General features: G+C 67.2%; 24 protein-coding genes. 8 read left to right on the plus strand and 16 right to left on the minus strand.

Features of this window, described 5'->3' with window-relative positions:
* Nucleotides 1–45: 45 nt before the first annotated feature.
* From NN4_RS20275 to NN4_RS20285, 3 genes are all read right to left on the minus strand, one after another.
* Nucleotides 46–891, minus strand: coding sequence for a hypothetical protein (locus tag NN4_RS20275; protein ID WP_147133581.1), 846 nt, complete (start codon nucleotides 889–891; stop codon nucleotides 46–48).
* 152 nt (nucleotides 892–1043) lie between these two features.
* Nucleotides 1044–2414: a HAMP domain-containing sensor histidine kinase gene (locus NN4_RS20280; RefSeq protein WP_222595113.1), complete on the minus strand. Its 1371-nt coding sequence runs from the start codon at nucleotides 2412–2414 to the stop codon at nucleotides 1044–1046.
* Nucleotides 2411–3082 carry a response regulator transcription factor gene (locus NN4_RS20285; RefSeq protein ID WP_147133584.1) on the minus strand — a complete coding sequence of 224 codons (672 nt, stop codon included), beginning with the start codon at nucleotides 3080–3082 and terminating at the stop codon, nucleotides 2411–2413. Before NN4_RS20285 ends, NN4_RS20280 begins: the two co-directional genes overlap by 4 nt.
* Nucleotides 3083–3311: 229 nt before the next feature.
* On the opposite strand from NN4_RS20285, the gene NN4_RS20290 reads away from it, so the two are divergent.
* Complete coding sequence (locus tag NN4_RS20290; protein WP_147133587.1) at nucleotides 3312–5135, plus strand: glycoside hydrolase; 1824 nt, start codon at nucleotides 3312–3314, stop codon at nucleotides 5133–5135.
* A 129-nt stretch (nucleotides 5136–5264) separates the two neighbouring features.
* Here the strand turns inward: NN4_RS20290 and NN4_RS20295 are convergent, their stop codons facing one another.
* From NN4_RS20295 to NN4_RS20310, 4 genes are all read right to left on the minus strand, one after another.
* Nucleotides 5265–6392, minus strand: coding sequence for an acyl-CoA dehydrogenase family protein (locus tag NN4_RS20295; protein WP_147133590.1), 1128 nt, complete (start codon nucleotides 6390–6392; stop codon nucleotides 5265–5267).
* A 148-nt stretch (nucleotides 6393–6540) separates the two neighbouring features.
* A complete protein-coding gene (locus tag NN4_RS20300) occupies nucleotides 6541–7818 on the minus strand; it encodes a YhgE/Pip domain-containing protein (RefSeq protein WP_186818531.1) in 1278 nt (425 codons plus the stop codon).
* 177 nt (nucleotides 7819–7995) lie between these two features.
* The gene (locus tag NN4_RS20305) at nucleotides 7996–9570 is read right to left on the minus strand and encodes a Na+/H+ antiporter (RefSeq protein ID WP_147133593.1); all 1575 of its coding nucleotides are present in this window, start codon (nucleotides 9568–9570) and stop codon (nucleotides 7996–7998) included.
* Between the two features lie 78 nt (nucleotides 9571–9648).
* On the minus strand, nucleotides 9649–10503 hold the full coding sequence (locus tag NN4_RS20310; RefSeq protein WP_246180974.1) for an alpha/beta fold hydrolase: 855 nt from the start codon (nucleotides 10501–10503) through the stop codon (nucleotides 9649–9651).
* 131 nt (nucleotides 10504–10634) lie between these two features.
* Here NN4_RS20310 and NN4_RS20315 point away from each other — a divergent pair, with 131 nt between their 5' ends.
* Nucleotides 10635–11552 (plus strand): AraC family transcriptional regulator, encoded by a 918-nt coding sequence (locus NN4_RS20315; protein WP_147133595.1) that lies wholly within the window; start codon nucleotides 10635–10637, stop codon nucleotides 11550–11552.
* A gap of 282 nt (nucleotides 11553–11834) precedes the next feature.
* Nucleotides 11835–12962, plus strand: coding sequence for a glutamate--cysteine ligase 2 (locus tag NN4_RS20320; RefSeq protein ID WP_147133598.1), 1128 nt, complete (start codon nucleotides 11835–11837; stop codon nucleotides 12960–12962).
* Here NN4_RS20320 and NN4_RS20325 read toward each other — a convergent pair.
* Complete coding sequence (locus NN4_RS20325; RefSeq protein WP_147133601.1) at nucleotides 12949–13323, minus strand: VOC family protein; 375 nt, start codon at nucleotides 13321–13323, stop codon at nucleotides 12949–12951. The genes NN4_RS20320 and NN4_RS20325 overlap by 14 nt on opposite strands.
* 195 nt (nucleotides 13324–13518) lie before the next feature.
* Here NN4_RS20325 and NN4_RS20330 point away from each other — a divergent pair, with 195 nt between their 5' ends.
* On the plus strand, nucleotides 13519–14331 hold the full coding sequence (locus tag NN4_RS20330) for an SAM-dependent methyltransferase (protein WP_147133604.1): 813 nt from the start codon (nucleotides 13519–13521) through the stop codon (nucleotides 14329–14331).
* Between the two features lie 125 nt (nucleotides 14332–14456).
* Here the strand turns inward: NN4_RS20330 and NN4_RS20335 are convergent, their stop codons facing one another.
* Genes NN4_RS20335 through NN4_RS20360 form a run of 6 tightly spaced genes read right to left on the minus strand, consistent with a single transcriptional unit; the run spans nucleotide 14457 to nucleotide 19699 of the window.
* Nucleotides 14457–15686, minus strand: coding sequence for a cytochrome P450 family protein (locus tag NN4_RS20335; protein ID WP_147133607.1), 1230 nt, complete (start codon nucleotides 15684–15686; stop codon nucleotides 14457–14459).
* 10 nt (nucleotides 15687–15696) lie between these two features.
* Nucleotides 15697–16938 (minus strand): cytochrome P450, encoded by a 1242-nt coding sequence (locus NN4_RS20340; protein WP_147133610.1) that lies wholly within the window; start codon nucleotides 16936–16938, stop codon nucleotides 15697–15699.
* Complete coding sequence (locus NN4_RS20345) at nucleotides 16935–17540, minus strand: GTP-binding protein (RefSeq protein ID WP_107656088.1); 606 nt, start codon at nucleotides 17538–17540, stop codon at nucleotides 16935–16937. Before NN4_RS20345 ends, NN4_RS20340 begins: the two co-directional genes overlap by 4 nt.
* Nucleotides 17515–17868: a DUF742 domain-containing protein gene (locus tag NN4_RS20350; RefSeq protein WP_107656087.1), complete on the minus strand. Its 354-nt coding sequence runs from the start codon at nucleotides 17866–17868 to the stop codon at nucleotides 17515–17517. Before NN4_RS20350 ends, NN4_RS20345 begins: the two co-directional genes overlap by 26 nt.
* Nucleotides 17865–18290, minus strand: coding sequence for a roadblock/LC7 domain-containing protein (locus NN4_RS20355; protein WP_107656086.1), 426 nt, complete (start codon nucleotides 18288–18290; stop codon nucleotides 17865–17867). Before NN4_RS20355 ends, NN4_RS20350 begins: the two co-directional genes overlap by 4 nt.
* Nucleotides 18290–19699, minus strand: a complete 1410-nt coding sequence (locus NN4_RS20360; protein WP_147133613.1) for an ATP-binding protein — start codon at nucleotides 19697–19699, stop codon at nucleotides 18290–18292. The genes NN4_RS20355 and NN4_RS20360 overlap by 1 nt, the downstream gene beginning before the upstream one ends.
* Before the next feature lie 695 nt (nucleotides 19700–20394).
* On the opposite strand from NN4_RS20360, the gene NN4_RS20365 reads away from it, so the two are divergent.
* Nucleotides 20395–20826 carry a type II toxin-antitoxin system Rv0910 family toxin gene (locus tag NN4_RS20365; protein WP_107656084.1) on the plus strand — a complete coding sequence of 144 codons (432 nt, stop codon included), beginning with the start codon at nucleotides 20395–20397 and terminating at the stop codon, nucleotides 20824–20826.
* Between the two features lie 128 nt (nucleotides 20827–20954).
* Here the strand turns inward: NN4_RS20365 and NN4_RS20370 are convergent, their stop codons facing one another.
* Entirely contained in the window at nucleotides 20955–21869 is a 915-nt protein-coding gene (locus NN4_RS20370) for a LysR family transcriptional regulator (protein WP_147133616.1), read from the minus strand.
* A 143-nt stretch (nucleotides 21870–22012) separates the two neighbouring features.
* Between NN4_RS20370 and NN4_RS20375 the strand changes: the two genes are divergently transcribed.
* Genes NN4_RS20375 through NN4_RS20385 form a run of 3 tightly spaced genes read left to right on the plus strand, consistent with a single transcriptional unit; the run spans nucleotide 22013 to nucleotide 25541 of the window.
* Complete coding sequence (locus NN4_RS20375; protein ID WP_147133619.1) at nucleotides 22013–23119, plus strand: tartrate dehydrogenase; 1107 nt, start codon at nucleotides 22013–22015, stop codon at nucleotides 23117–23119.
* A complete protein-coding gene (locus tag NN4_RS20380) occupies nucleotides 23116–24414 on the plus strand; it encodes a 2-hydroxycarboxylate transporter family protein (protein WP_147133623.1) in 1299 nt (432 codons plus the stop codon). Before NN4_RS20375 ends, NN4_RS20380 begins: the two co-directional genes overlap by 4 nt.
* Nucleotides 24411–25541: a glycerate kinase gene (locus NN4_RS20385; RefSeq protein ID WP_147133626.1), complete on the plus strand. Its 1131-nt coding sequence runs from the start codon at nucleotides 24411–24413 to the stop codon at nucleotides 25539–25541. The genes NN4_RS20380 and NN4_RS20385 overlap by 4 nt, the downstream gene beginning before the upstream one ends.
* 37 nt (nucleotides 25542–25578) lie before the next feature.
* Here the strand turns inward: NN4_RS20385 and NN4_RS20390 are convergent, their stop codons facing one another.
* Complete coding sequence (locus NN4_RS20390) at nucleotides 25579–26325, minus strand: class I SAM-dependent methyltransferase (protein WP_147133629.1); 747 nt, start codon at nucleotides 26323–26325, stop codon at nucleotides 25579–25581.
* Nucleotides 26326–26378 lie beyond the last annotated feature (53 nt).

The following is a 26378-nucleotide window of genomic DNA, read 5'->3' on the forward strand; positions in this document are numbered from 1 at the left end:
CCTGCCGATCGCCCGGTAGGCACCGGAACAGCACGGCACGCCCGGCTACTCGCCGTCGTTGTCTGCTTGGACCGCACGCCGCACCTGGGCGGCCTCCGCGTCGAGCGCCGCGGCCTGCAGATACGCGGCGGTGGTTTCGGCGAGCAGCGTCGTCCACCGGGCGAGGCGTTCGGTGCGGCGGAGAACTTCCCGCTCGGCCGTGGCCAGTGCCGCGTCATCCCCGCCGGCCTCCGCCTCCACTGCGGCGGCGTGGGCCGCACGCAGCTTCTCCTCGGCACGGAATCGGAGTTCGCGGCAGTGGTCGGGATCGAAGACCTCGGCGCGAATGTCGGCGGCTTCGCCTTCCAGTTCGGCGATTCGAGTCAGCCGCGGGTCGGTCTGATCGATCGTTTCGTCCGGAACCCATTCCTCTTCGGTGGATTCCCATGGGAGGTCGAAGGTTTCGTCGCTCAGCGCTTTACGCTGGAGAAAGCGCCGGTGGTCTTCTTCGGCCCACTCCAGGTACTCGCGGTACTCGGTCATGTCCTTGTCGGTGATCGGCCGATGCCGCGGATGGGCCGTCATGGATATCGCGACGCTGCCGTCGGCATAGCGCAGCAGCACGGTGACCACGGTGACCGGGCGCGGTTCCGGGTTCCCGTCGACGCGCGCCATCATCACCTCGTACCGGTGTTCCTCCACCACCGTGTCGCAGGCTTGCTCGAACAGTCCGCACGCGACCTCGTAGTACTGCCCCGCGGTGCTCCCGGTCAACGGATGTGGTTCGCCTAGTCGGCTCTCTCCCGAATCAACGGTCACCCCATCATGGACGATCTCCCAGGTATAGCGCTCCGCGAGCTCATCCGCGGCCGTACCGGCCGGCGCTTCAGGGGTATCGGTGACGTCGTGCACAGTCCGCTCCCATCTCGTGGCGAACAGCGGACGCGGCCCGGCTCGGAAACGCCGCTCCCGCTGGCGGTTGCACGCCTATATTTCTCCTTCCGAGCCCAGCACGCCAGCGGCAAATCTGGGGATTTCCGAATGAACGGAAATACTCCGGTGGGTCAGTCCGCCGACGGAAAGGTGAGCCGGAAGAGCGCGCCACCGCCCGGAGCGGATTCGGCGGCGATATCGGCCCCGTGCAGAGCCGCTACCTGTTGGACAATGGCCAGGCCGAGACCGTGTCCGGGTTTCGCCCGCGCGGCGGTGGAGCGATAGAAGCGATCGAAGATGTGCGGGAAATCTTCCGGCGGTATCCCCGGCCCGTGGTCGCGGACAGTCAATGCGTTGTGCCGCAACACAATGCGGACAACGCCTCGCGGTGGACTGAATTTGGCGGCATTGTCGAGCAGGTTGGTGATGGCGCGGACGAGCCGAGCGTGCACGCCGCCGATCGTGACGGGCTCGAGCTCGGCCTCGAATGTCAGTGTCGGCCAGTGCCGCTCAGCGGTCCGCAGGCAGTCCGCCACCAGCAGGTCGAGCCGTAGATCCTCGAAGGATTCCGGCGCAGCGGCCGGGTCGTCGGCGCGCGCGAGGTCGATCAGATCGGTGACCAGACCGGAGAGTTCCTCGGACTGAATGCGCAAGGCGGACACTGTTTCGTCGAGTTGTCCACCACTGAGGCGAGCGGCCCGGCGCAGCAGATCGATATTGGTGCGCAATGCCGTCAGCGGTGTGCGCAGTTCGTGCGAAGTGTCGGCGATCAAACGGTGCTGGGCCGCACGGGAGTTCCGCTCGGCGGTCAGCGCCTGATCCAGCTCGTCGAGCATAGTGTTGAAACTGCTTGCCAGGCTGCGCAATTCGCCGGGTCCGGTGACGGTGATGTGCTGGCGCGGATCCCTGGTCCGCGCGATCCTTTCGGCAGCCCTGGTCAGCGTGGTGACCGGCGCGACAGCGCGACGGGCGACAGCGAACCCGACTCCGATGGCAAGCAACATCCCGACCGCCGCCGCGGCCAGCAGGGCGTAGGCGACGCGGCGAAGGCTCGTATCCACGGGATCAGCGCGCTGCGCGATCTGCACCGCACTACCGGAACGCAATGGCGCGGTGTACATCCGGAGCGGATACCCAGCCAGCCGGATATCGCTGAAGTACGCCGGTCGCGTGCCTGCCGCTACCGCCGCGGTAGCGGCATCGACCGGCAGCGGCTGGTTCGGGTCGTGCTCGGATTCGATCCGCCCGTCCGCACCGACCACCTGTACACAGCTCGGGGCGGTCAGATACCGGCACGGCCCGGACGCGGTGGCCACCTCGGGGTCGGTGGCCACCGTGCGGCTGATGCGGGTAGCTTCCCGGCGCAGTCCGAGGTCGAGCGAACGGTCGAGTTCGTGCACGACCACGGCGTAGGCCGCCACCCCCATCCCCGCCAGCGCGCACGCAATGGCGACCACGCAGAACAACGCGACGCGGGCACGTAGCGAACTGGGCAGCCTCACGGCGGAGCCAGCCGATAGCCGATACCGCGCAGGGTGTGGATCAGCCGGGGTTCGTTGTCGGCCTCCAGCTTGCGCCGCAGATACCGTATGTAGACCTCGAGCGAATTCGACGTCGAGCCCACCCCGCTCCCCCAGACGCGTTCGATGAGCATCTCCCGCGGCAACGCCTGGCCTTCATTGCGCAACAGCACCTCCAGCAGCGCGAACTCAGTGCGGCTGAGTTCCACGAGCCGGGCGCCCCGGCGGACCTCGTGCGCAGTGGTGTCCATCACCAAATCAGCGCAGGACAGCACGGCACCGTCCTCGGGGTAGGTGCGCCGAACCAACGCGCGGACCCTGGCCAGTAGTTCATCCAGGTCGAAGGGTTTGACCAGATAGTCGTCCGCGCCGGCATCGAGCCCGTCCACCCGATCGGCGACCGCATCACGAGCGGTGAGCATCAAGATCGGCGTGCGATCCCCGCGCGCCCGCAACTGCCTGCACGCGGTCAGCCCATCCATGAACGGCATCAGCACATCCAGCAGCACCACCTCCGGCTGCCACCGCTGGATCTCGGCGAGCGCGGCCGCACCGTCCCCCGCAGCGCGGGTCTGATAACCCTCGCTGTCCATCGCGCGCACCAGCGCCGCCCGGACCGCGTCCTCGTCGTCCACCACCAACACGCGCATGTTCCGGATACTACGGATCGGATCCGCGCAGGCCGGGGACCCTCATGTCGTCTCATCGAACTCTCATCCGGCTTCGGCAACGTGCCGGGCATGAGACGTCGGAGCATCGAACGCACCTACCGAGGTATCGCCTCGACTACCGTTTTACTGATCGCCGCCCTGACCGTCACGGCCTGCGACAGCAACCCCCGACAGCACGCGCCCACAGCAACGCGGCGACCACGTACTCGTGCCGATCGCCGGCGGCCAGGCAGAGGTGGACACCGCATCACTGGCGATCACCGGACTCGTCGACGACGGTGCGCGCATCGCCATCTCCGAAGGCGCACCCGGCCTAGGCGCCGCGGGTCCGATCCGGATCACCGGCGACCTGGCCACCTGGACCTACCCCGACAAGGGCTTGACCGCCTCCGCCGACGCCGCCGACGGCCGCCTCCGTGTCGTCCTGTACAGCGACCGCGACGAGCGCCTCGCCTGGCCGGTCACCGGCACCGACCCAGCCGCAGCCGCCCTCCAACTCCCGCGCGGCGAGGGATTGTCGCTCCCCGTCGACGACCCGTTCTGGAACTCCCCCGACGCCACCCTCGTCGACAACCCCCTCGACCTGACCTCCGGACTGACCATGCCGTTCTGGGCCTACCGCATCGGTGACCGCGGCGTCAGCTACCTCGCCCCCACCGACATCGGCACCACCCTGACGGTCAACTCCGTAGGTGGGAGACTCCGCGCAACAGCCGAGCACGACTTCGCGGCCCGAGCCGATACTCGTGACTACACAATCACTTTCGCCCTGACTGACGCATCACCGGTCGCCGCAGCCAAGGACTACCGCGCCTGGCTCATGCAACACGGCCAGTTCCGTTCCCTGACCGACAAGATCCGGCAGAATCCCGCGATCTCCCAGCTGCTCGGCGCTTTCCACGCCTACCTCTGGGGCGACGGCCGAACCTCCGACGCGATCCGCAAGATGCGCGAGCTCGGCCTGACCCGCATGTGGCTCGGCTACGACGCAGGCGACGACCCGATGACCCGCGACGCCATCGATGCCGCGAAGCAGGCCGGATACCTTGCCGGACCCTATGATTCGTACGCCAACGCCCAAGACCCGGCCACCGCAGACAACCCGAGCTCCCGCTGGCCCGACCCGATGTGGCCGACCGGCTGCGTGCACGACGCGGACGGCAAGCCGGAGACCGGCTTCGGCAATCGCGGCTGCTACCTCAGTTCCCAAGCCCTGGCACAGCATCCGCGCCTGCTCGACGACCGGTACGCGAGCATCACAGCCAACGGCGCGAACACCTACTTCCTCGACGTCGACGCCGCAGGCGAGTTCTTCGACGACTACAGCCCCGACCACCCGATGAACCAGCAGCAGGACCGCACCAACCGGCTGGCCCGCATGCGCGCCCTGGCCGAGGATCGCAAGCAGGTGCTCGGCTCGGAGTCGGCAGGCGCGTGGGCGAGCACAGTGCTCGCCTACAGCCACGGCTCCCAGACGCCGGTCTCGGATCTGCTGTGGAAGGCGGAGCGGGACAAGGAAACCTGGGGCGGCTGGGCCCCGGCGCGTGCCCCACGCAACTTCTTCCAGCCCGCCGAACTACCCGCAGCGGTCGCGAAGGCCATGTTCGATCCCGCCTACCGAGTCCCGCTGTACGAAACCGTGCTGCACGACTCGGTGATCAACCTGGACCGGTGGGAACTGCCGTACTACAAACTGCCGCAACAACAAACGATGCGGGCACTGACTTCGATCTTGAACAACACCCCGCTGAACCTCGTACTGGACCAGGAGCAACTCACCACCCACGGCACCGAAATCGCCCGCTTGCAAAAGTATTTCGCACCGCTGCACGAAACAGCAGGCACCGCGCCGATGACCGACTTCCAGTGGCTCACCGCAGATCACCTGGTGCAACGCAGCACATTCGGTGACGGCACAATGACGGTCACCGCCAACTTCGGCACGCAAACCTACGCAGACCTTCCCGCAGGTTGCGTCGACGCTCGGCTCAGGACCGACACCACACCAAGGCGACTCTGCCCTGGGACATAACTGCGCCGCGACACGACTGGGCTCCGGCGGAAGTAACCGGTCGCCCGCGAAATATCTACCCGCGGTACACAACTGCGCAAGCCACGAGACCCGGTGCTCCTCCGGCACCGGGTCTCCGCACGCACCCGGCTACTCGCCGTCCGCCACGCCGAGCACCGACCTGCCGATCTCACCGGCGATCACCTCGGTCGAGTACGCCATCAACTGACCCGCCTCCGCATCACGCAGATGACGTTGGATAGGCGACTTTTTGAGATAACCCGACGCACCGCCCACCCGTACACCCAATTGCGCGACATCCACGGCGACCTTGTTGGCGAGATACTTCGCCCGCGACAGATTGGGGAAGAAACTCGGTATCCCGTTGTCGGCCTCCCGCAGCGCCCGCTCGTACAACGCATGCGCCGCTGCCAGTTTGGTCTGCACGTCGGCGACCTCGTACTGCACCCACTGCTGATGCGACAGCGGCTTACCGAGGATCACCCGCGACTGCGCGTGCTCCACCAGCGCGTCCAGCGCCGCGTCGGCGATGCCGAGCGAGATGGCGGGCAGTCCAGCTGGAATCACCGCGAAGTCCCCGAACCCTGGTGCCCGGCCCCGATATTCGGCCCGCAGCAGCGTGTTGTCGAACGACAACAGCTGACTGCGCGTCGCCCGCAAACCGAGGGTGTCCCAGATCGGGATGGTCGACACCGTCTCGTCGGGCACCACCCCGAAGAACGCGGGCACGTCGTCGACCCGCGCGTTCACCAGCAGGTACTCCGCGATCTCACACCCGGAGACGAATCGCTTGGCCCCGGTCAGCGACCAACCACCCGCGACCGGAACAGCGTCCTGCTGCGGATTGAGAAACCGGTTCCCACTGGCGGGTTCGGACAGCGCGTTGGCGAAGCGCTTGCCCGCGAGGAACTCGTCGGCGAAGAACGAGCCGAGCGTTTCCTCGGTGAACTCCGCGAGCGCGACCCCGGCCCCCGCGTGCATCGTCCAGATCGTCGCCGTCGACGGATCCGCCTTCGCGAGCACGCACACCACATGCCCGAACGCCGAGTAGCTCAGCCCGAGCCCGCCTACGTGTTCCGGTAATACCGCCCGATCGACATCCGCGTCGTGTAGCGCCGTCAGGTGCGCCACCGCGATCTCGGCCCGCTCGTCGTACCCGGCCGCGACGGCCCGAAACCCCTCCGCCAACTCGGCGACTCGGTCGAGCACCTTGCGCTCGACATCGCGGACCGGAAAAGAAAACTGGGCAGTAGTCACGAAACGCTCTCTGGTCGAAGGGATTCGGCTGACCTGCGGTCGGCGGACGACTCGCCGACCCAGGGTACGCAGAACCCCCGCCCATCGAGGCAGGAACGGACAAGCCAGGCACCACCACTGCGCCGGCCCGGAATCCCCGCCTGACGTGCTACTCCGCGACCGGACGACCGGTTCCGCTGCGGCGCAGGCCTTTATAGTCGTACCACCGCGTGATCACCACGCCGAGCACGAGACCGATGGCCAGTCCGAGCGCCGACATCCAGACGCCCCTGCTGAGCCCCGCCGGACCGCTCGCGTCGAAGTAGAGGATCGCGCGCACCCCGAGGAACACCTGGTGCATCGGCTCGAAAGACGCCAGCCAGCTGAAGTATTTCGGCGTCGCCTCGATCGGCACGGTGCCGCCGGAGGACGGCAGCCCGAGAATGATGAACAAGATCAGGTTGATCAGCAGGCCGGCCGACCCGACGGCCGCGAGCACGGACAGCCCGGTGACGCCGACGGCGATGATGGCCAGCGTGCTGTATAGGAAAAGCCCGAGCGGATGATCGAGCGGCATGCCGAGCGCCTTCGCGACGAGCAGGAACACCGCCGCAACAACATTCGCGGTCACCACCATGACGCCCCACTTGATCAGCAGCGTGTGGAAACGCGAGATCGGCGTCGGCGGGAAATGCACGAACCACGGCCCGTACTCGGTGGGTACGAAGCCGAGTTGCGCGTCGATCATCGTGTGGATCGTCATCGAGCCGACCAGCCCGGCCAGCAGGAGCAGCAGCGCGTAGAAGAACGCCGTGAGCCCCTGCCCCGTGCCGCTGGGCAACGGATGGAACGGTTCGGTGACGATCTGCAGCGGCTCGGCGAGCGCCACCCGGCTGGCACCACTCAGTTCGGGCGCGGGCGGCCCGCCGGGTGGCGGCGTCAACTGTGCCCGCACCTGCTCGGTCAGTTGCTGTCCGACCTGCGTGTTCACCTGATCGAGCGCCTGCGTACCGATCTGCGTGACGATCTCGGTCACGAACGCGCCGCTGCGCGGATTGGTCTGCAACGTGATGATCGGCCGCTCGATATCGCCGGGGATCACGCTTCCGACCCCGAGGATGCCCAGCCGTTTGCTGAAGTCGCTCGGAATCAGGATGGTGCCGTACACCTTGTTGTCCTGCATGCGCAGCGACGCCTCATTGGCGGAGACCATCTGCAGGTCGATCTTGTCCGCGGGCACCGCCTTCTTCAGCCCTTCGGCGACCTCATCGCCGAAGACCACCCGCCGCTCCTGCCCCGGCGCGCCGATCGTGTCGCCGACGTCCTGATTCACCAGCGCGATCGGAAAGTCGTGCATGTTCTCTTCCGGATCGACCACGTATGCCAGATACATCGTGCCGAGCAGCGCCATGAACACGCCGAGCACAGCCACCGGCAGGAGCCACATGCGCAGGCCGAGACGACGGTCCGATCGGGCTGCTTCCACGCTGTCCGAAGTCACGGTGTCGGACGGTAGCAGCAGACCGCGCCGACGTTCGGGAGCTTCGCCGGGCTGTTTGCTACAGCGATGCGAAGGCGGCCCACACGCCTCCACCAGCCGAAGTCCGCGTGTCGCATCATCCCGCTACGGCGAGCGCAGATCGAGCCGCCGCATCACCCGATCGACCAGATCCGGCGGCACCCCCGGTTCCCGCCGCGCGGCCATCGCTTCGGTCCGCCCCGCCGCCAGCACCTCCTGGTTGATCCGGTCGAGCTTGCGGTTCAGCCCGAAACTACCCTCGGCCGCCGCCTTCGCATCGTCGGCCGCTTCGGGATCGGCGCGCGCCAAGCGTCTTTCGATCCCTACATGCAACCGGTCGTACACCTCATCCGGCAGATCCTCGGTGTGCGCCACTTGTTGCAGCCGGGTGAGCTCCGCACGCAGGATCCGCGTCCACAGCTGCCGCTCCATCAACCGCTCCGACTCCGTATCGACCCGAACTCCCGTCGCACGCACCACAAGCGACAGCGTCGGCCCCTGGATCAGCAAGGTGAACAGCACCAAGGCGAAAGCGGTGAACAGAATTCCGTTGCGCCACGGGAACGCCGCCCCGGACTCGGTGGTCAACGGCACCGCCAAGGCCAACGCCACGGTGGCCACCCCGCGCTGCCCCGCCCACCAGGTGACCATGGTCTCCCGCCAGGTATACGGCTCGTCCGCCTCCTTTCGCCGCCACCAGCGACCGAACACCGCCCACGTTCCCATCAACCACACCAGCCGCACCCCGACGACGGCGCCGATCACCGCACCGGAGACCCCTAGGAAGCGCGGCCACTCCGGCCCCACATCGCGCAGCACGGTGGCCAACTCCAGTCCGATCAGCCCGAAAGCGATCCCGGTGACCAGCATTTCGATGATCGCCCAGAACGAGTCCCCGACCAGCCGATAATCGCTGTCACCGAAGTCGCTGGCCGCGTCGGTCAGATACAGCGCGCACACCAGCACCGCGAGCACCGCCGACCCACCCCAGGCCTCGGCCAGCCGGTAGGCCGCGAACGGCAGCGCCAAACCCAGCGCCACCTGCCACGCGGCCTCGTCCAGCCGCCGCATCAGCCGACTGCCACCCCAGCCGAACACCAACCCGACCGCGACACCGACCACCGCCGACACCACGAAGTCCAGCGCCGCCGACCACGCGGAGAACTGCCCGGTGACCACCGCCTGCACCGCGATCCCGTACAGCACGATCGCGGTGACATCGTTGAACAGCCCCTCCCCCTCCAGCACCGCGACCAGCCTGCGCGGCAGCCCGAGCCGACCGGCCAGCGCGCCGACGGCCACCGGGTCCGGCGGCGCCACCAGCGCGCCGAGCACGAACGCAACGGCCAGCGGCACCGCCGGGTGCCACAGATGCACCACCACCGCAACCACGGCCGCGGTGGCGATCACCAGCCCGAACGCCTGCAGGGCGATCGCACTCCAGTTCTGCGCGAACGTGCGCCACGAGGTGCGCCGAGCCGCCGCGTACAGCAGCGGCGGAAGCAGCAGCGGCAGAATGAGATCCGGCGCGACCCGCACATCGGGCACCGCCGGGATCAGGGCAAGCACACACCCGAACACCGTCATCAGCACGGCCGGGGCCACGCCGAGCCGCCGACCGAGCGGCTGGGCGAGGATCGTGCCGAACAGCACGAGAAACGGCAACTCCAGATGACTCACGCCCACGCAGTCTGCTGACCGGACCTGAGAAACGCGAGTGCGTCACCCTGAGAAACGCTGATGCGTTCGCACCCGCGCTCAGGGCTGGATGGTGCCCGCCGCAGCCTCGATGAGCTCGGTCACCGCCGCAGGCTGCGACAACGCGACCGCGTGACTGCCCGCCTGCTCGACGGTGGTCGCGTTCATCCGCTTGGCCATCTCCCGCTGCCCGTCGGCCGGGATCATCCGATCGTTCTTGGCCACCAGCGCCCAGCTCGGCAGCGACTTCCATGCCGGAACCCCGCTCGGCTCCATGAACGAGGTCACCGCGATCGGCCGCTGCGCCGCGGCCAGCACCGCTGCCTCACTCACGGGCAGATCCTGCGCGAAGTTGTCGTGGAACTTGTCCGGCGCGACCGTCAGCTCCTGACCGACTCCACCGCCGGGCAGCGGAAACTCATGCGGTACACCGATTTTGGTAGCCGGCCCGCCGAACTTCGCGTCCAGCGCACCGACCGGCTCGCCCTGATCCGGGGCGAACGCCGCCACGTACACCAGGCCCGCCGCCTTCGCCGAACCCGTTGCGGCATTGGTGATCACGGCACCGCCGTAGGAGTGACCCACCAGAATCGTCTTGCCCGGCAACCCGTCCAGCACGCTGCGAATGTAGGCCGCGTCGTAGGTGAGCCCGCGCAGCGGCACCGCCGCCGTCGTCACCTGATACCCGTCGCGCTGCAGCTGCGCGGCGACCTTGCTCCAGCTCGACCCGTCGGCGAACGCCCCGTGCACCAGCAGCACACCCGGCTTGTTCGCGCTCGGCGCGGGACTCGGGTCGCTCTCGGCGGAGGCGGTGCACGCCGTCGCGGTCATACCCAGCGTGAGCGCGGCGACCGTCAGTACGGTGCCGCGCCAGCCACGACCTGCCGCACGAGCACGGGACCTGTTGTTACGCATGCTTTTTCGAACCCTTCGATAACCGGACTACGGACTCTCGCGGCGAGCAAGCTCCACGGTAGGTGGACAATCAGGCAAAAGCTATGCTTCAGAAGCCGAGATAGTTTGCCGAAACTCCAGGAGTGTCGACCGTGTTCACCCAGACCGAGGACCTCGATGCACTCTCGGAGATCCTGGAGACCGTCCGGCTGCACGGCGACACGGTCGTCCGTTTCGCACCACCGCCGCCCTTCGAGGTGACCATCCCCGACGGAATCCGCCTGCTGCACATCGTGGAACGTGGCACCATCCGGCTGCGCGTCGGCGACCGCCCGCCGATCCTGCTCGGCCCGGGCGACCTGGTCCTGCTCGGCTGCGGCGACGGCCATTCACTCGACGTCGGCACCGGCACGACCGCGCGACCGCTGCAAGATTCCGACACCTTCCGCCTCGACACCGAACTCGCCGACCCTGAAGCGCCGCGCTGGGTCACCGGAACATTCGCGGTCCAGGAGGCCATCGCGGCCCCACTGCTGTCGGTGCTGCCCCCGGCGATCCACATTCCCGCCGATCCCGGCGACCGGCCGTGGCTCGCGGCCATTCTGCCGGTGCTGCTCATCGAGGTGACCAACCCGAATCCCGGTGCCGCGGTAATGATCTCGCGGGTACTCGACCTGCTGTTCATCCATACCCTGCGCGCCTGGTTCGCCGGCCACGACGCCGAACCAGGCTGGCTCACCGCGGCCATGGACCCCGCGCTCGGCCCGGTCCTGGCCGCCATCCACCGCGACCCGAGCAAGCCATGGACCGTCACCACGCTGGCCAGGGACGCCCGCATGTCCCGCTCGGCCTTCGCCGAACGCTTCACCCGGCTGCTCGGGCGAGCCCCCTCCGCCTACGTCACCGAGCGCCGCCTCGACCGCGCCGCCGAACTGCTGCGCTCCACTACCGACCCGGTGTCGCGCATCGCCGCCGACGTCGGTTACACCTCCAACGCCGCGTTCAGCCGCGCCTTCCACCGCCGCTACGGCGACGCCCCGCAACGCTGGCGCAAGCTGACAGCGCGGTGAACGAGTTGTCCGGTGGACGTCCGGTCGATCGCCGTTTGGGGCGCGCCGCGCTGCGGCAATCTGGTGCTTACGACGCAGTTCCGGCGAGGTGGTGAAAGGAGAGTCCGATGATTATCGGGATGGTCAGCCACTGGGTTCGTTTGATGCTAGACGTGATCGGTATCTGACCCGACGAGTCGAGTACGTACTGCTGCGGAGACCCGCGAGACCGCCCGGTCTCGCGGTGCTCTCCGCGACCGCCGCGATACGCGTACGACCTCGAATGATGGGTATTCCCCCGCCATGGACGCAGCCGCGGCGACAGTCGGCGTCGAAGAGGAGTTCTTGCTCGCCGATCCCGAAACCGGTGCGCCCGCCGCGAAGAACGTCGAGGTCGCACACACCGCGGCCGAACTCGGCATCGATCTGCAACTCGAACTCACCCGCTGCCAGGTAGAAACCAGCACCGGAGTGCACACCGACTCGGCCGAACTGGCCAAGGAACTGCGCGATCTGCGCTGCGGCGTCGCCGCCTGCGCGGAGAAGAACGGGGCACTGCTGCTCGCGGTCGCTATTCCGCCGACCGTCCCGAACAAGTTCCCGGTCACCGATACTCCGCGCTACCAGCGGATCGCCGAATCCTTCGGCATGCTCGCCCATGAGCAGGGACTGTGCGGCTGCCATGTCCACGTGGCGGTGCCCGACCGCGATACCGCCTTGCAGGTCAGCAATTTCCTGCGGCCATGGCTGCCGCTGCTCCTGGCACTCACCGCCAATTCGGCCATCTATCGCGGCGCCGACACCGGCTTCGCCAGTTGGCGCAGCATCCTGTGGCGGCGCTGGCCGAGCGCGGGCCCACCGCCCTATTTCGAGTCGGCACGCGACTACGACGCCATGGTCGCCATCATGCTGTCCAGCGGCAGCATCCTCGACAAGAAGATGGTCTATTGGGACGTCCGCCCCTCGTCCACCTTCCCCACCGTGGAGATCCGGGTCAGCGATGTGCCCGCGACGACCGAGGAAACCGTTCTGCTCGCCACGCTGGTCCGTGCGGCGGTGCTGACCGCGCGAATGTCGTTGGCCCAGCACCGTTCTGCGCCGGAAGTCAGCGCGGAGATGCTGCGCGCGGCCTACTGGAAGGCGGCCCGCACCGGACTCGACGGCGACCTGCTCGACCCGATGTGCGGCCGCATCGTGCCCGCCCGCGACCTCATCGCCGAGCTCGTCGACTACGTCGGCCCCGCACTCGACGAACTCGGCGACCGCAGGCTCGTCACCGACTCCCTCACCGCCGTCCTGGCCCGAGGCAACGGAGCGATGCGGCAGCTCAACGCTTTTCGTCAACGTCGCGAAGTCGGCGATGTGGTGGCCGAACTGGCGTCGGCCACCCTGGCAGGCTGCCGCTCAACCCCGCGGGCTACAGCCACATGAGGCAGAAGATGTGCCCCACCGGGTCGGCGTAGACGCGGAACTGGTCGTCGTCGTTGGGCTGCACCAGTTTCGCGCCGAGCGCGAGCGCCTTCGGCTCCGCCACCTCGATATCGTCGACCAAGACATCGAAGTGAATCTGTTGCGACGCTTCGGGATCCGGGAACCGCGGCGGCTTGTACTCCGGCGAGCGCTGGAAAACGATCCGCCTACCTTCCTGGTCGACGGTGACGACCCACGAGTCGTCCTCGTCGTCGGTCAGTTCGAGGCCGAGCAGGTCGACATAGAACTCCGCGAGCTTGCGTGGCTCCGGGCAATCCAGCACCACACTGCGCAGCCGACCGACGAAACTGTCTGAACTCATGGGTTACCTCCTTGGATTCGGGACCTTGATCGCCTACCCGCCGCCCCGGCAAGCAAACGTCCGGCGATGCCCCCGCAACCCGCCGCTGAATGAAACACGTTGTGGTCAAATACAATTCGCTGCCGAAGCCCTTACCCCGCCGCACCCGGACTCCTACGATGAGACCGACAACAGCATCGGACGAGGGGGCACGAAATGACCGACCTGACGCACGTGATCGACCAATCCAAGCCGAGCATCGCCCGGGTGTACGACTACCTGCTCGACGGCAAGGACAACTTCGCCGTCGACCGCGCGATCGGCGACCACTTCAAGAACAACCTGCCCGGCTCGGTGGCCATCGCCTTCACCAACCGGCATGCCCTGGTCCGCGCCGTCCGTGACATCGCCCGCGACGGCGTGCGGCAGTTCATCGACCTGGGCAGCGGCCTGCCCACCGCGGACAACGTGCACCAGGTCGCGCACCGCTACGCACCGGACGCCAGAGTCGTCTACATCGACAACGATCCCATCGTCCTGGCGCACGGCCGCGCCCTGCTCGCCACCGAAGCCGGCACCACCGTCTTCCAGGCCGACCTACGCGACCCGCAATCCATCCGGGAACACAGCGAAGTCGGCCACATGATCGATTTCGACCAGCCGGTAGCCGTCATCTTCAGCGCCATCCTGCACCACCTCAACGACGACGAGGACCCGGCCGCCGTGGTGCGCTACTGGTCCGAACAACTGACGCCGGGCAGCCTGGTCTACATCTCGCACTTCCGCTCGGGCGGCAACCGGGAGACAGCCGTCGCCGAGGAGAAACTCCAGTCGACCTTCGGGCGCGGCCGCTGGCGGACCGACCAGGAGATCCAGGCCCTGTTCGGTGACCTGGAAATCCTCGAACCCGGCATCGTGCCCTGCGCGAACTGGCGACCGGATCTGGCGCCGGTCGACGAGGCGGCACCCGACCGTGCGCTGTCGGTCTGGGAGCAACTGATCGTCACCGGCTTGGCGCGCAAAGCCTAGGCCCTGCGTCGATGTCCGGACGGAGGCGCCGGACGGGACTTCGACACCGGCCTGATCACCCCGGAAGTGCGCGAGGGATGCCGCGATTACGGCATCCCTCACTCGAATAGCGTTGAGCCGCTCGACTACTCCGCAGGCTGCAAAATCACCGGCAGCTTGCCGTGACCGTTGGAGATGAAGCTCGCCACGGCGCCCAGCTCGGCCGGCTCCGCCGCCAACCGCATGTTCGGGAACCGCTCGAAGAGCGCGGGCAGCGCGATCGCGGCCTCCAGTCGGGCCAACGGCGCACCGAGGCAGTGATGCACGCCGTGCCCGAAAGCCAAGTGGTCCTTGGTCGCCCGGGTCACGTCGAACTCGTCGGCGGTCTCCCCATGCACCTTCGGATCCCGGTTGGCCGCCGCGTAGGCGGGCAGGATCGGTTCACCCTTCGCGATCCGCACCCCCTCGATCTCGATGTCGTCCACCGCGAACCGCAGCGGCAGATGTGCGACCGGCGCCTCGAAACGCAGCGACTCCTCGATCAGCTCCGACCAGCCGACCTTGCCCTCGAGCACCGTCGCCCGCTGCTCCGGCCGGGTGATGATCGCGTAGATCGACTGGTCGAGCAGGTTGACCGTGGTCTCGTGACCCGCGCTGATCACCAGCAGCAGCGTGTCGATGAGTTCCTGCTCGGTGAGCTGCGAGCCGTCGTCCTCGTCGCGATGCGAGACCAGCAGGCTGGTCATGTCGTCGCTCGGGTTCTCCCGCCGGTAGGCCACCAGCTCGGCGAGGATGCGATACATCTCCATGTAGTTGGCCTGCGACTCCTCCGGAGTCAGCGAGGTGTCGAAGATCCCGTCGACGCACGTGCGCAGGCCCGGGTTCAGCGACTCCGGCACCCCCATCAGCTCGGAGATGACCTCGATCGGCACCGGATACGCGAAACCCTCCCGCAGATCCACCACTTCACCCGCGGGCACCGCCGCCAACTCGGCGATCAGCCGCTGCACGATCCGGGTGATCCGCGGCCGCATCGCCTCGGTGCGCCGGTGCGTGAACGCGGGCGCCACCAGCTTGCGCAGCCGCCGGTGATCGGCGCCGTAGGCGGTGAACATGTTGTTCACCGCCACCCAGAGGAACAGCGGCCAGTCCTGCGGCACTTCACCTTTGGCGAAGGCAGGCCAGTGCTGCCTGGCGTCTTTGGACACTTTCGGATCGACGAGCAGCCGCTTGAGCAGGTCGGCGTCGGTGATCGACCACGCGCGCACGCCGCCGGGCAGCTCCACCAGGGTCGCAGGCCCGCGCTCCCGCAGCCGGGCGGCCTCGCCCTGGATGTCGGTGCCGGCCGGGTCCAGGACTAGCGGCTCGGTGTCCATCGGGGTCCTCCTAAAACACGTTCAACGGTGGTGACCTAGGGAAGACTACCGGGAGCGAGACCAGCGCTCGATGGAAAGGACCTGGCCGCCAAGACAATTCATCCGCGGGCACGGCAAGGTCCAACTCGGGCAGTGCGTCGAGGAGTTGATCGATGGCATCCTGCACGATCAGGTAGGCCATCGACCTGGCGGGACAGGAGTGCGGCCCGACACTCCAGGCCAGATGCGAGCGGTTGTCGACGTACTCGCCGACGCTGATCGACGGATCGTTGTTGCAGCCCGCCATGCTGATCACCACCGGCCGATGCGCGGGCAGCCACACGCCGTCGATCAAGATCGGCTGCCGCGGGTAGGACACGCAGTAGTTCGCCATCGGCGGGTCGGTGAACAGCACCTCGTCCAGTGCGTCGCGGGTCGAAAGACTGCCGCCGAGTACGTTTCCCGCGAACCGGTCGTCGGTGAGCATGAGCAGCAGCGTGTTCACAATAAGGTTCAGCTGCGGCTCGATACCCGCCCCGTACAACGTGACCAGCTGGTGGATCATCTCCACGTCGTCGAGCCTGGCGGGGTGCCCGAGTAGTCGCGACGTGATGTCGTCGCCCGGCTCCTTACGCTTCGTGGTGACCAGTTCGAACAGCGCGTCGGTGAGCATCGCGTTGCCCTTGTCCGCGTTCACGCCCTCGAAGATCGCGGCCATCCCGGTCGCGACCTGCTGGCCGATGTCCGGCGGGCAACCGAGCGTGGCGTTGAGCACCGCGAAGGTGAGCGGGAATGCGTACTGGCTGATCAGGTCCGCGGCACCGTCCTGACAGAACGCGTTGATCAGCGGGATCGCGATCCGCTCGACGGTGGCGTGCAGGCTGTGCAGGTCGACCTCGCCGATGGCGGCCACGTTGGCCTGCCGGTAGCGCTCGTGTTCCAGACCCGCGCTGCGCAGCGCGTTCGGCCGCCACTCCAGCATCGGCAGAATGGGGCACTCACCGGCCACACCCTTCTGCCAGGTGCGCGGGTCGGCCGGAAAATGCTCGGGATCGTTGAGGATGCTCAACGCGGTGTGATAGCCGATCACCAGCGTGGCGGGTACGTCGGGTGCGAGGTTCACCGGCACCAGCGAGCCGTACTGGCGGCGCATCTCGCGATAGGCGCGGTGCGGGTCGGCGGCGAACTCTTCCGAGTACAGCGAGACACGGGGACCATCGGTGTCGATCGGTGATCCGTGCTGAACCGGGCAAGAACGCGAAAACGTGCTCAAAGACGTGACTCCTGACGATAGAACAGGAATTCGACGAGCGTTATCAAGGACCGTAAGCAGGTGCCTCGATCACGCGCGTCCAGAGAAGTGAGCGGGGTGTCGGGCGTCAGGTCCAGTGCGTCCCGGACCTCGCCGAGCGGAAAGTGCTTGGCACCTTCGAACTGGTTGACCGCCACCGAATACGGCACCCCGCGCTCCTCCAACACCGAGAGCACCTCGTCGGACTTCTCGATCCGCCTGGTGTCGACCAGCACCAGTGCGCCGAGCGCACCCCGGGCCAGCTCTTCCCACAGCGGCACGAACCGCTGCTGGCCCGGGGTGCCGAATAGGTAGAGCGCGAGTTGCGGGTTCAGCGTGATGCGACCGAAGTCCATCGCGACGGTGGTCTGGGACTTACCGGGCAGGCCCATCATGTCGTCGACGCCGACGCTGGCCTCGGTGATCGTCTCCTCCGTGCGCAGCGGCTCGATCTCCGAAACGCTGCTCACGAAGGTGGTCTTCCCGACCCCGAAATTGCCTGCCACCAACAGCTTTACAGAACGGGTAACGGTCTCCGGCACATAGTCGACTGGACGATCAGACGGCGAGAGCACGGAGCCCATTAAGTACCTCCTCGAGCAGAGCGATCTCCGGCAGGTTTTCCGCCGGGGTAGGTGTGACCAGGTGTCCGCCGTCCATCAGATCGGCCGCGACGATCTTCACTACGGACGGCGGCAGGTCGAGGTACGCGGCGATCTCGGCGATCGATAGCGTGCCCCGGCGGCTGCAGAGATTCATGACCCGGCGTGCATCGGGCGCGACACCGGGTGACGGGTCCTTTGCGGTACGGACCAATGTGACCAGGTCCAACTCGCGGGTGGGACGCGTGCGTCCCCCGGTGCGCACGTATGCCCGAACCAAATCGGGATCACGCCGGGACCGTGGTGTCATGGCAATTCGCCACCATCAACACGCCTGCGCGGCTGGCTCCCCAGCTCGTGCCCGACCCGGCCCGCGAGTTCGTTCATCCGGTGCGCGATGAGTGCCACGTCGATCTCCGGGGTGGTCGCCACGCCGAGGAGCGCGCCGTCACCGGCGGCGGTGATCAGGATCATGCCCTGGTCGTACTCGGTCATGTTCTGCCGCACACCGTTGTCGCCCTCACCGCAGAACTCCCCGAGGGCCTTGCCCAGTGACCGCAGACCCGACGCGGCGGCGGAGAAGCGCTCCGCCTGGTCGCGCTCGATGCCGACCGAGTGCGCGATCCGTAACCCGTCTTCGGATAGCAGTACTGCGAATCTGACGCCCGGGACATTGAGGTCTTCGAGTAGCCAGCCCAGCTTGTTGCTGCTGTCGGTCACGGGTGTGGCCATCAGGATGTCATCCCTTCCGTGTGATCGGGGTTGTCGGACTGATCGGTGGCGGCTGCGCGGCCGCTCTTGGAACCGGTGTGCCAGGCCGCGGCTACGTCGGGGCGGGCCAGGCCGGGTTCGGTGCGCGGCCCGACCGGGGCGAGCGCGACCGTCCGGCGGCGCCGCTTCGGTAAGCCGCCGCTGGTGATCTCGTGCACGGCGAATGGCTCACTCTCACTGGGCTCTTCGCTCTGCGGTGCGCTGTGCGCGGGGCTCGCGTGGACCGCAGCGGGGACGGGTTCGGCGGGGACCTCTACCTCACGCGCGGGCGTGACCTCCTGGCCGGGCTGCGGGGTCATCAGCAGGGCCTCGGGGATGTAGACCATCGCCCGCATGCCGCCGTAGACGTTCGGGCCGTCGATGTAGACGGTGAAGCCGTAGCGACGTGCCAGTGCGGCGATACCCGGGAAGCCGACCTTCGGCGCGGGGCCGAGCTGGTGGATGTCGACCGAGCGCTCGTGCGCGAGCACCTGCCTGGCCTCCTCCATCTGCTCGGCGTTCATCCGCACGCCCGCGTCGTCGATGATCACGGTGACGCCGTGGTGCCCCTCCTGGAAGCTGACATCCACGAAAGACGTTGGCGGGGAATACCGCAGCGCGTTGTCGAGCAGGGTGGCCAGCGTGTGCACGAGCGGTTCCACCGCACGGCTGATGACCACCCGGTCGAGCTGGCCGGGACGCACCCGCAGGTAGTCGCGGACGCGGCCGACCGCGCCACCGACGACGTCGGTGAGCGACTGGGCGGGCCAGCGCCTGCCGGGCAGGCCACCGCAGACGATCACGTAGGACTGCGCCTGCCGGATCATCTGCTGCACGGTGTGGTCGATGCGCGTGAGGGTTTCGTACACCTCGTCCTTGCGGTGCTCGCGCAGCGCGGCGCTGACCACCTGGCTGACGTCGGCGCCGAGACTGACCACCGACGTGCCGAACGAGCGCACGGCCGCACTGGTCGCCTGTCTGGCCGCGTTGGACACCTCGGTGCGCACCGCCTCCTCGGCGGACTTGATCGCCTGCTGCGCCTCGTGGTTCGCGTGTTCCCTGGTCTCGGACCGCAGCAGACTCAGGTCGTCGGCGTACCGCTCGGCGATCCACCGCAACACCTGCGCGATGCGCGAGTTCTCCAGGCCCGGCGGCACTTCGACCGTAGGGGCCGGGCTGTCGAACCGTCTGATCGACTCCACTACCGACGGCATCGTGGTCGTCGCGAAGCGTTCGACGGCTTCTTCGGCGGCTCGTTGCTCTCTACTGAGCGCTTCGGCTCTGGCTCGCTGCTGTTTGGCGTAATGCACTGCGTACAACGCCACCGCTGTCACCACTACGAGCGCGGCGGCGAGGACCCATGAAAGCACCACGGCGATATCTTGGTTCATCAGTTCTTTCGTCGTCGATTGGCGCCGAGGATTGGGAGCGCTCGCGAGTGCGAATGCACGAGGCCGCATCGCCTGTCGGTCATGGTGGTTCGTCCCGCCTTCCTCGCGACGCCGACCAGCACACCCTGGTCGGATCTGGTCCACGTCGGAGGACCGGCAACCGCCGAACAACAGATTGTGTCCGAACAGTTACCAGAACCCGACGGACCGACATTAGCAGCAATGCAACTAGTTCTCGCCAGATCCGGTCACATGATTGCGTTTGCAGACAACAGATGACGGGCGCCGCGCGATGCGCAATAATGCTGCGCCACTGGCGATCACGGCCGCTAGCCACGCGTTGACCAGCGACGTTTCCGAAGTCGCGGCAATGGACACATCATCCGATCTATCAATGGTGCCGCATATCACGTGAGCGGTGTCAACCACGCCTATCGGCATGCCGTCCGGAAAGGCCTGACAGAACAGGGCATTCGGTTTACTTCCGCTCGGAAGTTTGCTGGCCCGTCCAGTTTGTTCTGCGCCTGCGGCACCCGAGTCGTCCGCCGCGCCCCCACCCCGAAGATTGCCCACATGTCGCCGGACCGCCCTCGAAGGTTCCGCGCACGGTGCGCCAGCAGATGTCTGCAGGTGTGCGGACCGTCGTCGGCCCGCATCAACTACGCCGAACCCCGGGTACCGGATACTATGCGGCCATGGCAAAGCTGAAGGTCTCCGTGGATGTGCCGATCTCGCCCGAGGACGCGTGGTCGCACACGTCCAACCTGGCCGATCTCGACAAGTGGCTGACGATGCACGAGGCGTGGCGCAGCGAGGTGCCCGAGCAGCTGACCGTCGGCACCCAACTGGTCGGCGTCGCCTCGGTCAAGGGACTGCGGAACCGGGTGACCTGGACGGTAAAGGCGGCTGAACCGCCGCGCCGGCTGCTGCTCACCGGGGCGGGCAAGGGCGGCACCAAGCTCGGTCTCGAACTGCTGGTGGCGCCGAAGGGCGACGGGTCGGAGGTGACCGTCGACATCGAGCTCGGCGGCAGGCCGCTGTTCGGGCCGATCGGTGCCGGGGTGGCACGGGCGGTGAAGGGCGATATCGAGCGGTCGCTGGACAAGTTCGTGGCGCTGTACGCCTGAAACAGGCTGCGTCACAGGAGCGCCGGCTTACCTCAGAGCGGCGTCGTCGACGGACCGCGGCCGAGCACAGCGCGCTCGAGGACCTGCCTGCGCCACAAGCGCTGCCGGCTGCGCCAGGAGAGCTCTCTTTACCGCGGCGCGCCGGTGATTCGACGGCCGAGCCCGGCTTTCAAGTGATCGATGACAGCCCGGGTTCGGCGCGGCAGCGGTGCGGCGGCGGCGTAGAGCGCGGAGATGTCGGCGCTGGGCGTCTGAATGTCCGGAAGCACCTGGACCAGCGAACCATCGCGCAGCAGCGGGTCGACGTGCCAGAGCGAGCGCATCACCAATCCGCGCCCCTCCAGGCACCACCGGGTGATCACATCGCCGTCGTTGCTGATCAGATTGCCCGCCACCCGGACCGCGAGTTCCTTTCCGCCGCTCTCGAATCGCCACAGCGCGTAGTCGGATTCGTTCTCGCGCAGGATGATGCAGTTGTGCTGATCGAGTTCGTCGAGCGTCGCGGGTGATCCATTGCGCCGCAGGTACTCCGGAGAAGCGCACAGCACCCGGCGGTTCACCCACAGTCGGGTGGCGGTCAAACGCGAATCCGGCAGCACGCCCACGCGGATGTCGATATCGAAGCCGGTGCCCGCGATATTGAGCGGCAGCGCCGACAGCTCCAGATCCACCTGCACCTGGGGATTGCGCTCCACGAAATCGGCGAGCAACGCCGAGATGTGCGCCCGCCCCAGGCCGATCGTCGACCGGACGTGCACCCGCCCGCGCAGTTCGTGCCGTTGCTCGGCGATCGAGTCCTCCAGCTCCTCGAGCTGGGCGGCGATCACCGACGCCCCGGCCGCGTAGCGCTCCCCTTCCGGCGTCAGCGTCAGCCTGCGCGTGCTGCGTTGCACCAGCAGCACGCCGAGCCGCGCCTCCATCTGCGCGAGCCGTTTGCTGACCGACGACACCGAGACGCCGAATTCCCGCGCCGCCTCGGTCAGGCTGCGGGAGCGGGCGACGATGTCGAAAAAGGTGACGTCGTCGGTGGACGCGCCGGGCACGGCGACCTCCTCGTCTTTTCCATTCCGGAAACAGTCTCTTTCGCGTTCCGCGCTTTTGCCGCGGAATGTCCGAGCCTACCGTTGTGACCGACCCCCGGACAACGAATACAGGGGCGCTATCGAGAAGATCGGAGCACGCGACGATGGGTGCAACTCACCGAATTGCGGTCATTCCAGGCGACGGTATCGGCAAGGAAGTCGTGCCGCAGGGAGTCCGGGTATTGGAGGCGGCCGCCGCAGCATTCGACTTCACCCTGGATTTCACCGAATTCGATTTCGCGAGCGCGGAATACTACGTGGCGACCGGAAAAATGCTGCCGGACCGCTGGTTCGACGAACTCGCCGGATTCGATGCCATCTTCTTCGGCGCGGTCGGCTGGCCCGAGGTGGTGCCGGACCACATCTCGCTGTGGGGCAGCCTGCTGCAGTTCCGGCGGCATTTCGACCAGTACGTCAGCCTGCGGCCGGTCCGGCTGCTGCGCGGTATCACCAGTCCGCTGGCCGGCCGGCAGCCCGGCGAGGTGGATTTCTATGTGGTCCGGGAGAACACCGAGGGCGAGTACTCGAGCATCGGCGGCAAGATCTTCGAGGGCACCGACCGGGAAACGGTGTTGCAGGAGACCGTGATGACCAGGACCGGTGTCGACCGAATACTGAAGTACGCCTTCGAACTAGCGCAACGACGCCCGAAGCGTCACCTCACCTCGGCGACCAAGAGCAATGGCATCTCCATCACCATGCCGTATTGGGACGAACGCGTCGCGGCGATGGCGGTGGACTACCCCGACATCGAGGTCGACAAGTATCACATCGATATTTTGACAGCCAATTTCGTGCTGCACCCGGACTGGTTCGACGTGGTCGTCGCGAGCAATCTGTTCGGCGATATTCTGTCCGATCTCGGCCCGGCGTGCACCGGTACCATCGGTATCGCACCGAGCGGAAACATCAACCCCGAGCGCCTGTTTCCCAGCCTTTTCGAACCCGTGCACGGGTCGGCCCCCGACATTGCCGGACAGGGCATCGCCAATCCGATCGGTCAGATCTGGAGCGGGGCGATGATGCTCGAGCACCTCGGCGAGCAGGATGCCGCCGATGCCGTGCTGGCGGCCATCGAAACAGTGCTCTCCCGCGGCGAGTCGGCGTTGACGCCGGACATGGGCGGATCGCAGACGACGGAATCCGTTGGCGGACAGGTGCGTGCACAGCTCGAGTCCGCGACGTCGATGGCGCCCGTGAGCCGGTCATGAGTCTGCAAGCACGCCCCGCGCGGTCGTTCGCGCTGCCCACCCTCGACGGCATGCCGCTGATCGTTCCGGTCATCCTGACCGCAGGGGTCCTCGCCGCCGGGCTCTTCGACGCCATACCCGAGAACATGATCGGCGGGCTCGCCGTGATCGTCGGCCTCGGCATGCTGCTCGGCCCGCTGGGCAACCGGCTGCCGGTCATCTCCAAAATCGGTGGCGGCGCGCTCATCTGCTTGATGACGCCCTCGGTGCTGGTGTACTTCGGCGCGTTCAACGAGAACACCTTGGCGGCGGTGAACTCGCTGATGAAGGAGGCCAACTTCCTCTACTTCGTCATCTGCACCCTGGTGGTCGGCAGCATCCTCGGCATGAGCCGGAAGGTGATGGTCGGCGGGTTGATCCGTATCTTCGTGCCGCTCGTCCTCGGGACCGCCGCGGCGGTCTCGGTGGGCATCGGCGTCGCCATGGCGTTCGGCTACAGCTTTCATCGGGCGCTGTTCTACATCGTGGTGCCGATCATCGGCGGCGGCATCGGCGAAGGTGTCATCCCGCTCTCCTCCGCCTACGCGTCGGCGTTGGGTGGATCACCGGGAAGTTATGTGGCCGAACTCATTCCAGCCGCGATCATCGGCAATATCGCCGCGGTCATCACCGCCGGGTTGTTGCGCAGGCTCGGTGACCGCCGCCCACAGCTGGACGGTGGCGGTCAATTGGTGAAGGTGCCCACCGATCCCCTTGCCGCCCCGCCGATCCCGCAGCCCGACTTCCCCGCCCGCAACCACGCGCTCGGCGTGCTGCTCATCTGCGGTCTGTTCGTCCTGGCCACGCTGCTGGAAGAGATCGTGCATCTACCGGCGCCGGTGCTGGTGATCGTCATGTCGGTGTTCTGCAAGCTGTTCAATGTCTTCCCGGCCGCCGTCGAAGACAGTGTGCGCGGCATATACACCGTCATCTCGCGATACTTCATCTACCCGACCATGATCGGTCTCGGCATGCTGTATCTGCCGTTGAAGAGCATCATGGGTGTGCTGTCGGTGGGTTACGTAGCGGCTTGTGTCGCAGTGGTACTCGCGATGGCGGCCACTGGCTTCTGGGTCGGGCGCGCGATCGGCATGTATCCGGTCGACGCCTCGTTGGTCACGGTGTGCCACAGCGGTCTCGGCGGAACCGGCGATGTGGCAATCCTCTCGGCCTCGAACCGGATGAATCTGATGCCGTTCGCGCAGATCTCGACGCGCATCGGCGGGGTGACCACGGTCATCTCGGCGGCGACGTTGATCAGGGTGCTCGACGCATGAGGGTCTTGGTCGCGCCCGACAAGTTCAAGAGGAGCCTGACCGCCGCGGCGGTCGCGCGATCGCTGGCCGAGGGGCTGGCCGGGGCCGGCGTCGACAGCACGGAGCTCCCGCTCGCCGACGGTGGTGACGGCAGTGTCGACGCCGCCGTCGCGGCCGGGTTCTCCCGCAAGGCGTGCACCGTCGCCGGTGCCCTGGGCACGCCGCGCCGTGCCACCATGGCGGTCCGCGGCGACACGGTGATCGTCGAGGTCGCCGACACCTGCGGGCTGGCCACCCTGCCCGGCGGGCGGATGCGACCCCTGGACGCATCGAGTCTCGGCTTCGGACAGGCCATTCGGCAAGCCCTGCGACTGTCGCCGCGCCGTGTGGTGCTGGCGCTCGGTGGCAGCGCAGGCACCGACGGCGGCATGGGATTACTGACCGCCTTCGGATTTCGGTTCACCGATCGGACCGGGCGGATCTTGCCGCCGGGCGGACGGGCGCTGCTCGACATCGCCTCGATCGATACCTCGGCGGCGGTGCGCCTACCGGCGGTCGACCTCGTGCTCGCTTCTGACGTCACCAACCCGTTGACCGGACCCGAAGGTGCTGCCGCCGTGTACGGTCCGCAGAAAGGGGCTGATTCGACGGAGGTGCGGCTGCTCGACCGGGGCCTGCACCACATGGTGGAAGCACTGGCCCGCAACGGCTTTCCTGGAGCCCCGCGCCTTGCCGCAACCCCGGGTGCAGGCAGCGCGGGCGGGCTCGGCTTCGCCGCCATGCTGCTCGGCGCCCGGATGACCTCCGGCGCCGAGTTCTTCCTCGACCTGCTCGACTTCGATCGCCATTGCGCGCAGGCAGATCTGGTCGTCACCGGCGAGGGCAGCTTCGATGCGCAGTCCGAGCACGGAAAACTCCCCGCCGCCGTCGCACGGCGCGCCAAGCCGGTACCCGTCATCGCCGTCGCGGGGCGCAGCGAAGTACCTCGAACTCGTTGGGGTCGAACCGGTTTCGCCGAGGTCTACGCGCTGACCGACTACACCGATCGAGACACCGCCCGCGATCCCGCGTTGACGGCCGAGCTGCTCGTCCGGATCGGCCGCGAGATCGGGCACTCCCGCCTGCTGGAATCGGCCGGCGTTCGATGAGCCCCGCCGCCCCTCGAGCGCACTGGCGGGTGACCTCTCAACCCGGCAGGTCCGCCGTGACGAGCCGGTACCCCAGATCCAGGTGCGACCGTTCGAGGAGGTCGGCGTAGCGGGTCTGCCATGCGCCGGTTTCCAGATCTTCGCTCAATCGCGACAACCCTTGTTGCAGCATCGGTTTCGGCGTGAGCGCCAGCATCGACATCCCCGCCTGCACTGTCTCGTCGAGATAAGCCTCCGGCCTCCGCCAATAGGCACCCCCGAATCCGTCAACGCAATCGTGCGGCACCGGAACCACCTGTACCTCGGGGCTCTCCAGCAATCCCGTGAGCCGCCCCAGCGACACCGCAAGCCTCGCGTCCGTCGCCGCAGCCGCAGGCAGATAGTCCCGAACCAGCCAGAACTCCCGGAACACCGCATGATCCCAAGTCAGAATCGCAATCCGCCGCCGCGCAACCCGAACCATCTCGGCAACCCCTCGCTCGAGATCGCCCCAGTGATGAATAGTCAGCACCGCCAACGCCGCATCCACCGCCCCACTACGCACCGGCAGGTACTCGGCAACTGCCCGAACCGCAGGAGCCGCCCCCACCGGCCGCTGCGCAATCATCACCCGACTCGGCTCCACCGCAAGCACCGTCCGGCCCGGCTCATAAGAACCAGTCCCCGCACCAACATTCACCACCGACGCCATGCCCTTCAGCGCCACCCCGATCGCTCCGGCAATCCGCGGATCAGGCCGCCGAGTCAGCGCATACGTCCGACCTGTCGCGTCATAAACGGTCATTGTGCGCAGTCCCCCAGGCTGTGTCGGTCCACATGATCGGACACTACCGCCAG

It is taken from the genome of Nocardia ninae NBRC 108245 (assembly GCF_007990755.1).
GTDB classification, from domain to species: Bacteria; Actinomycetota; Actinomycetes; order Mycobacteriales; family Mycobacteriaceae; genus Nocardia; species Nocardia ninae.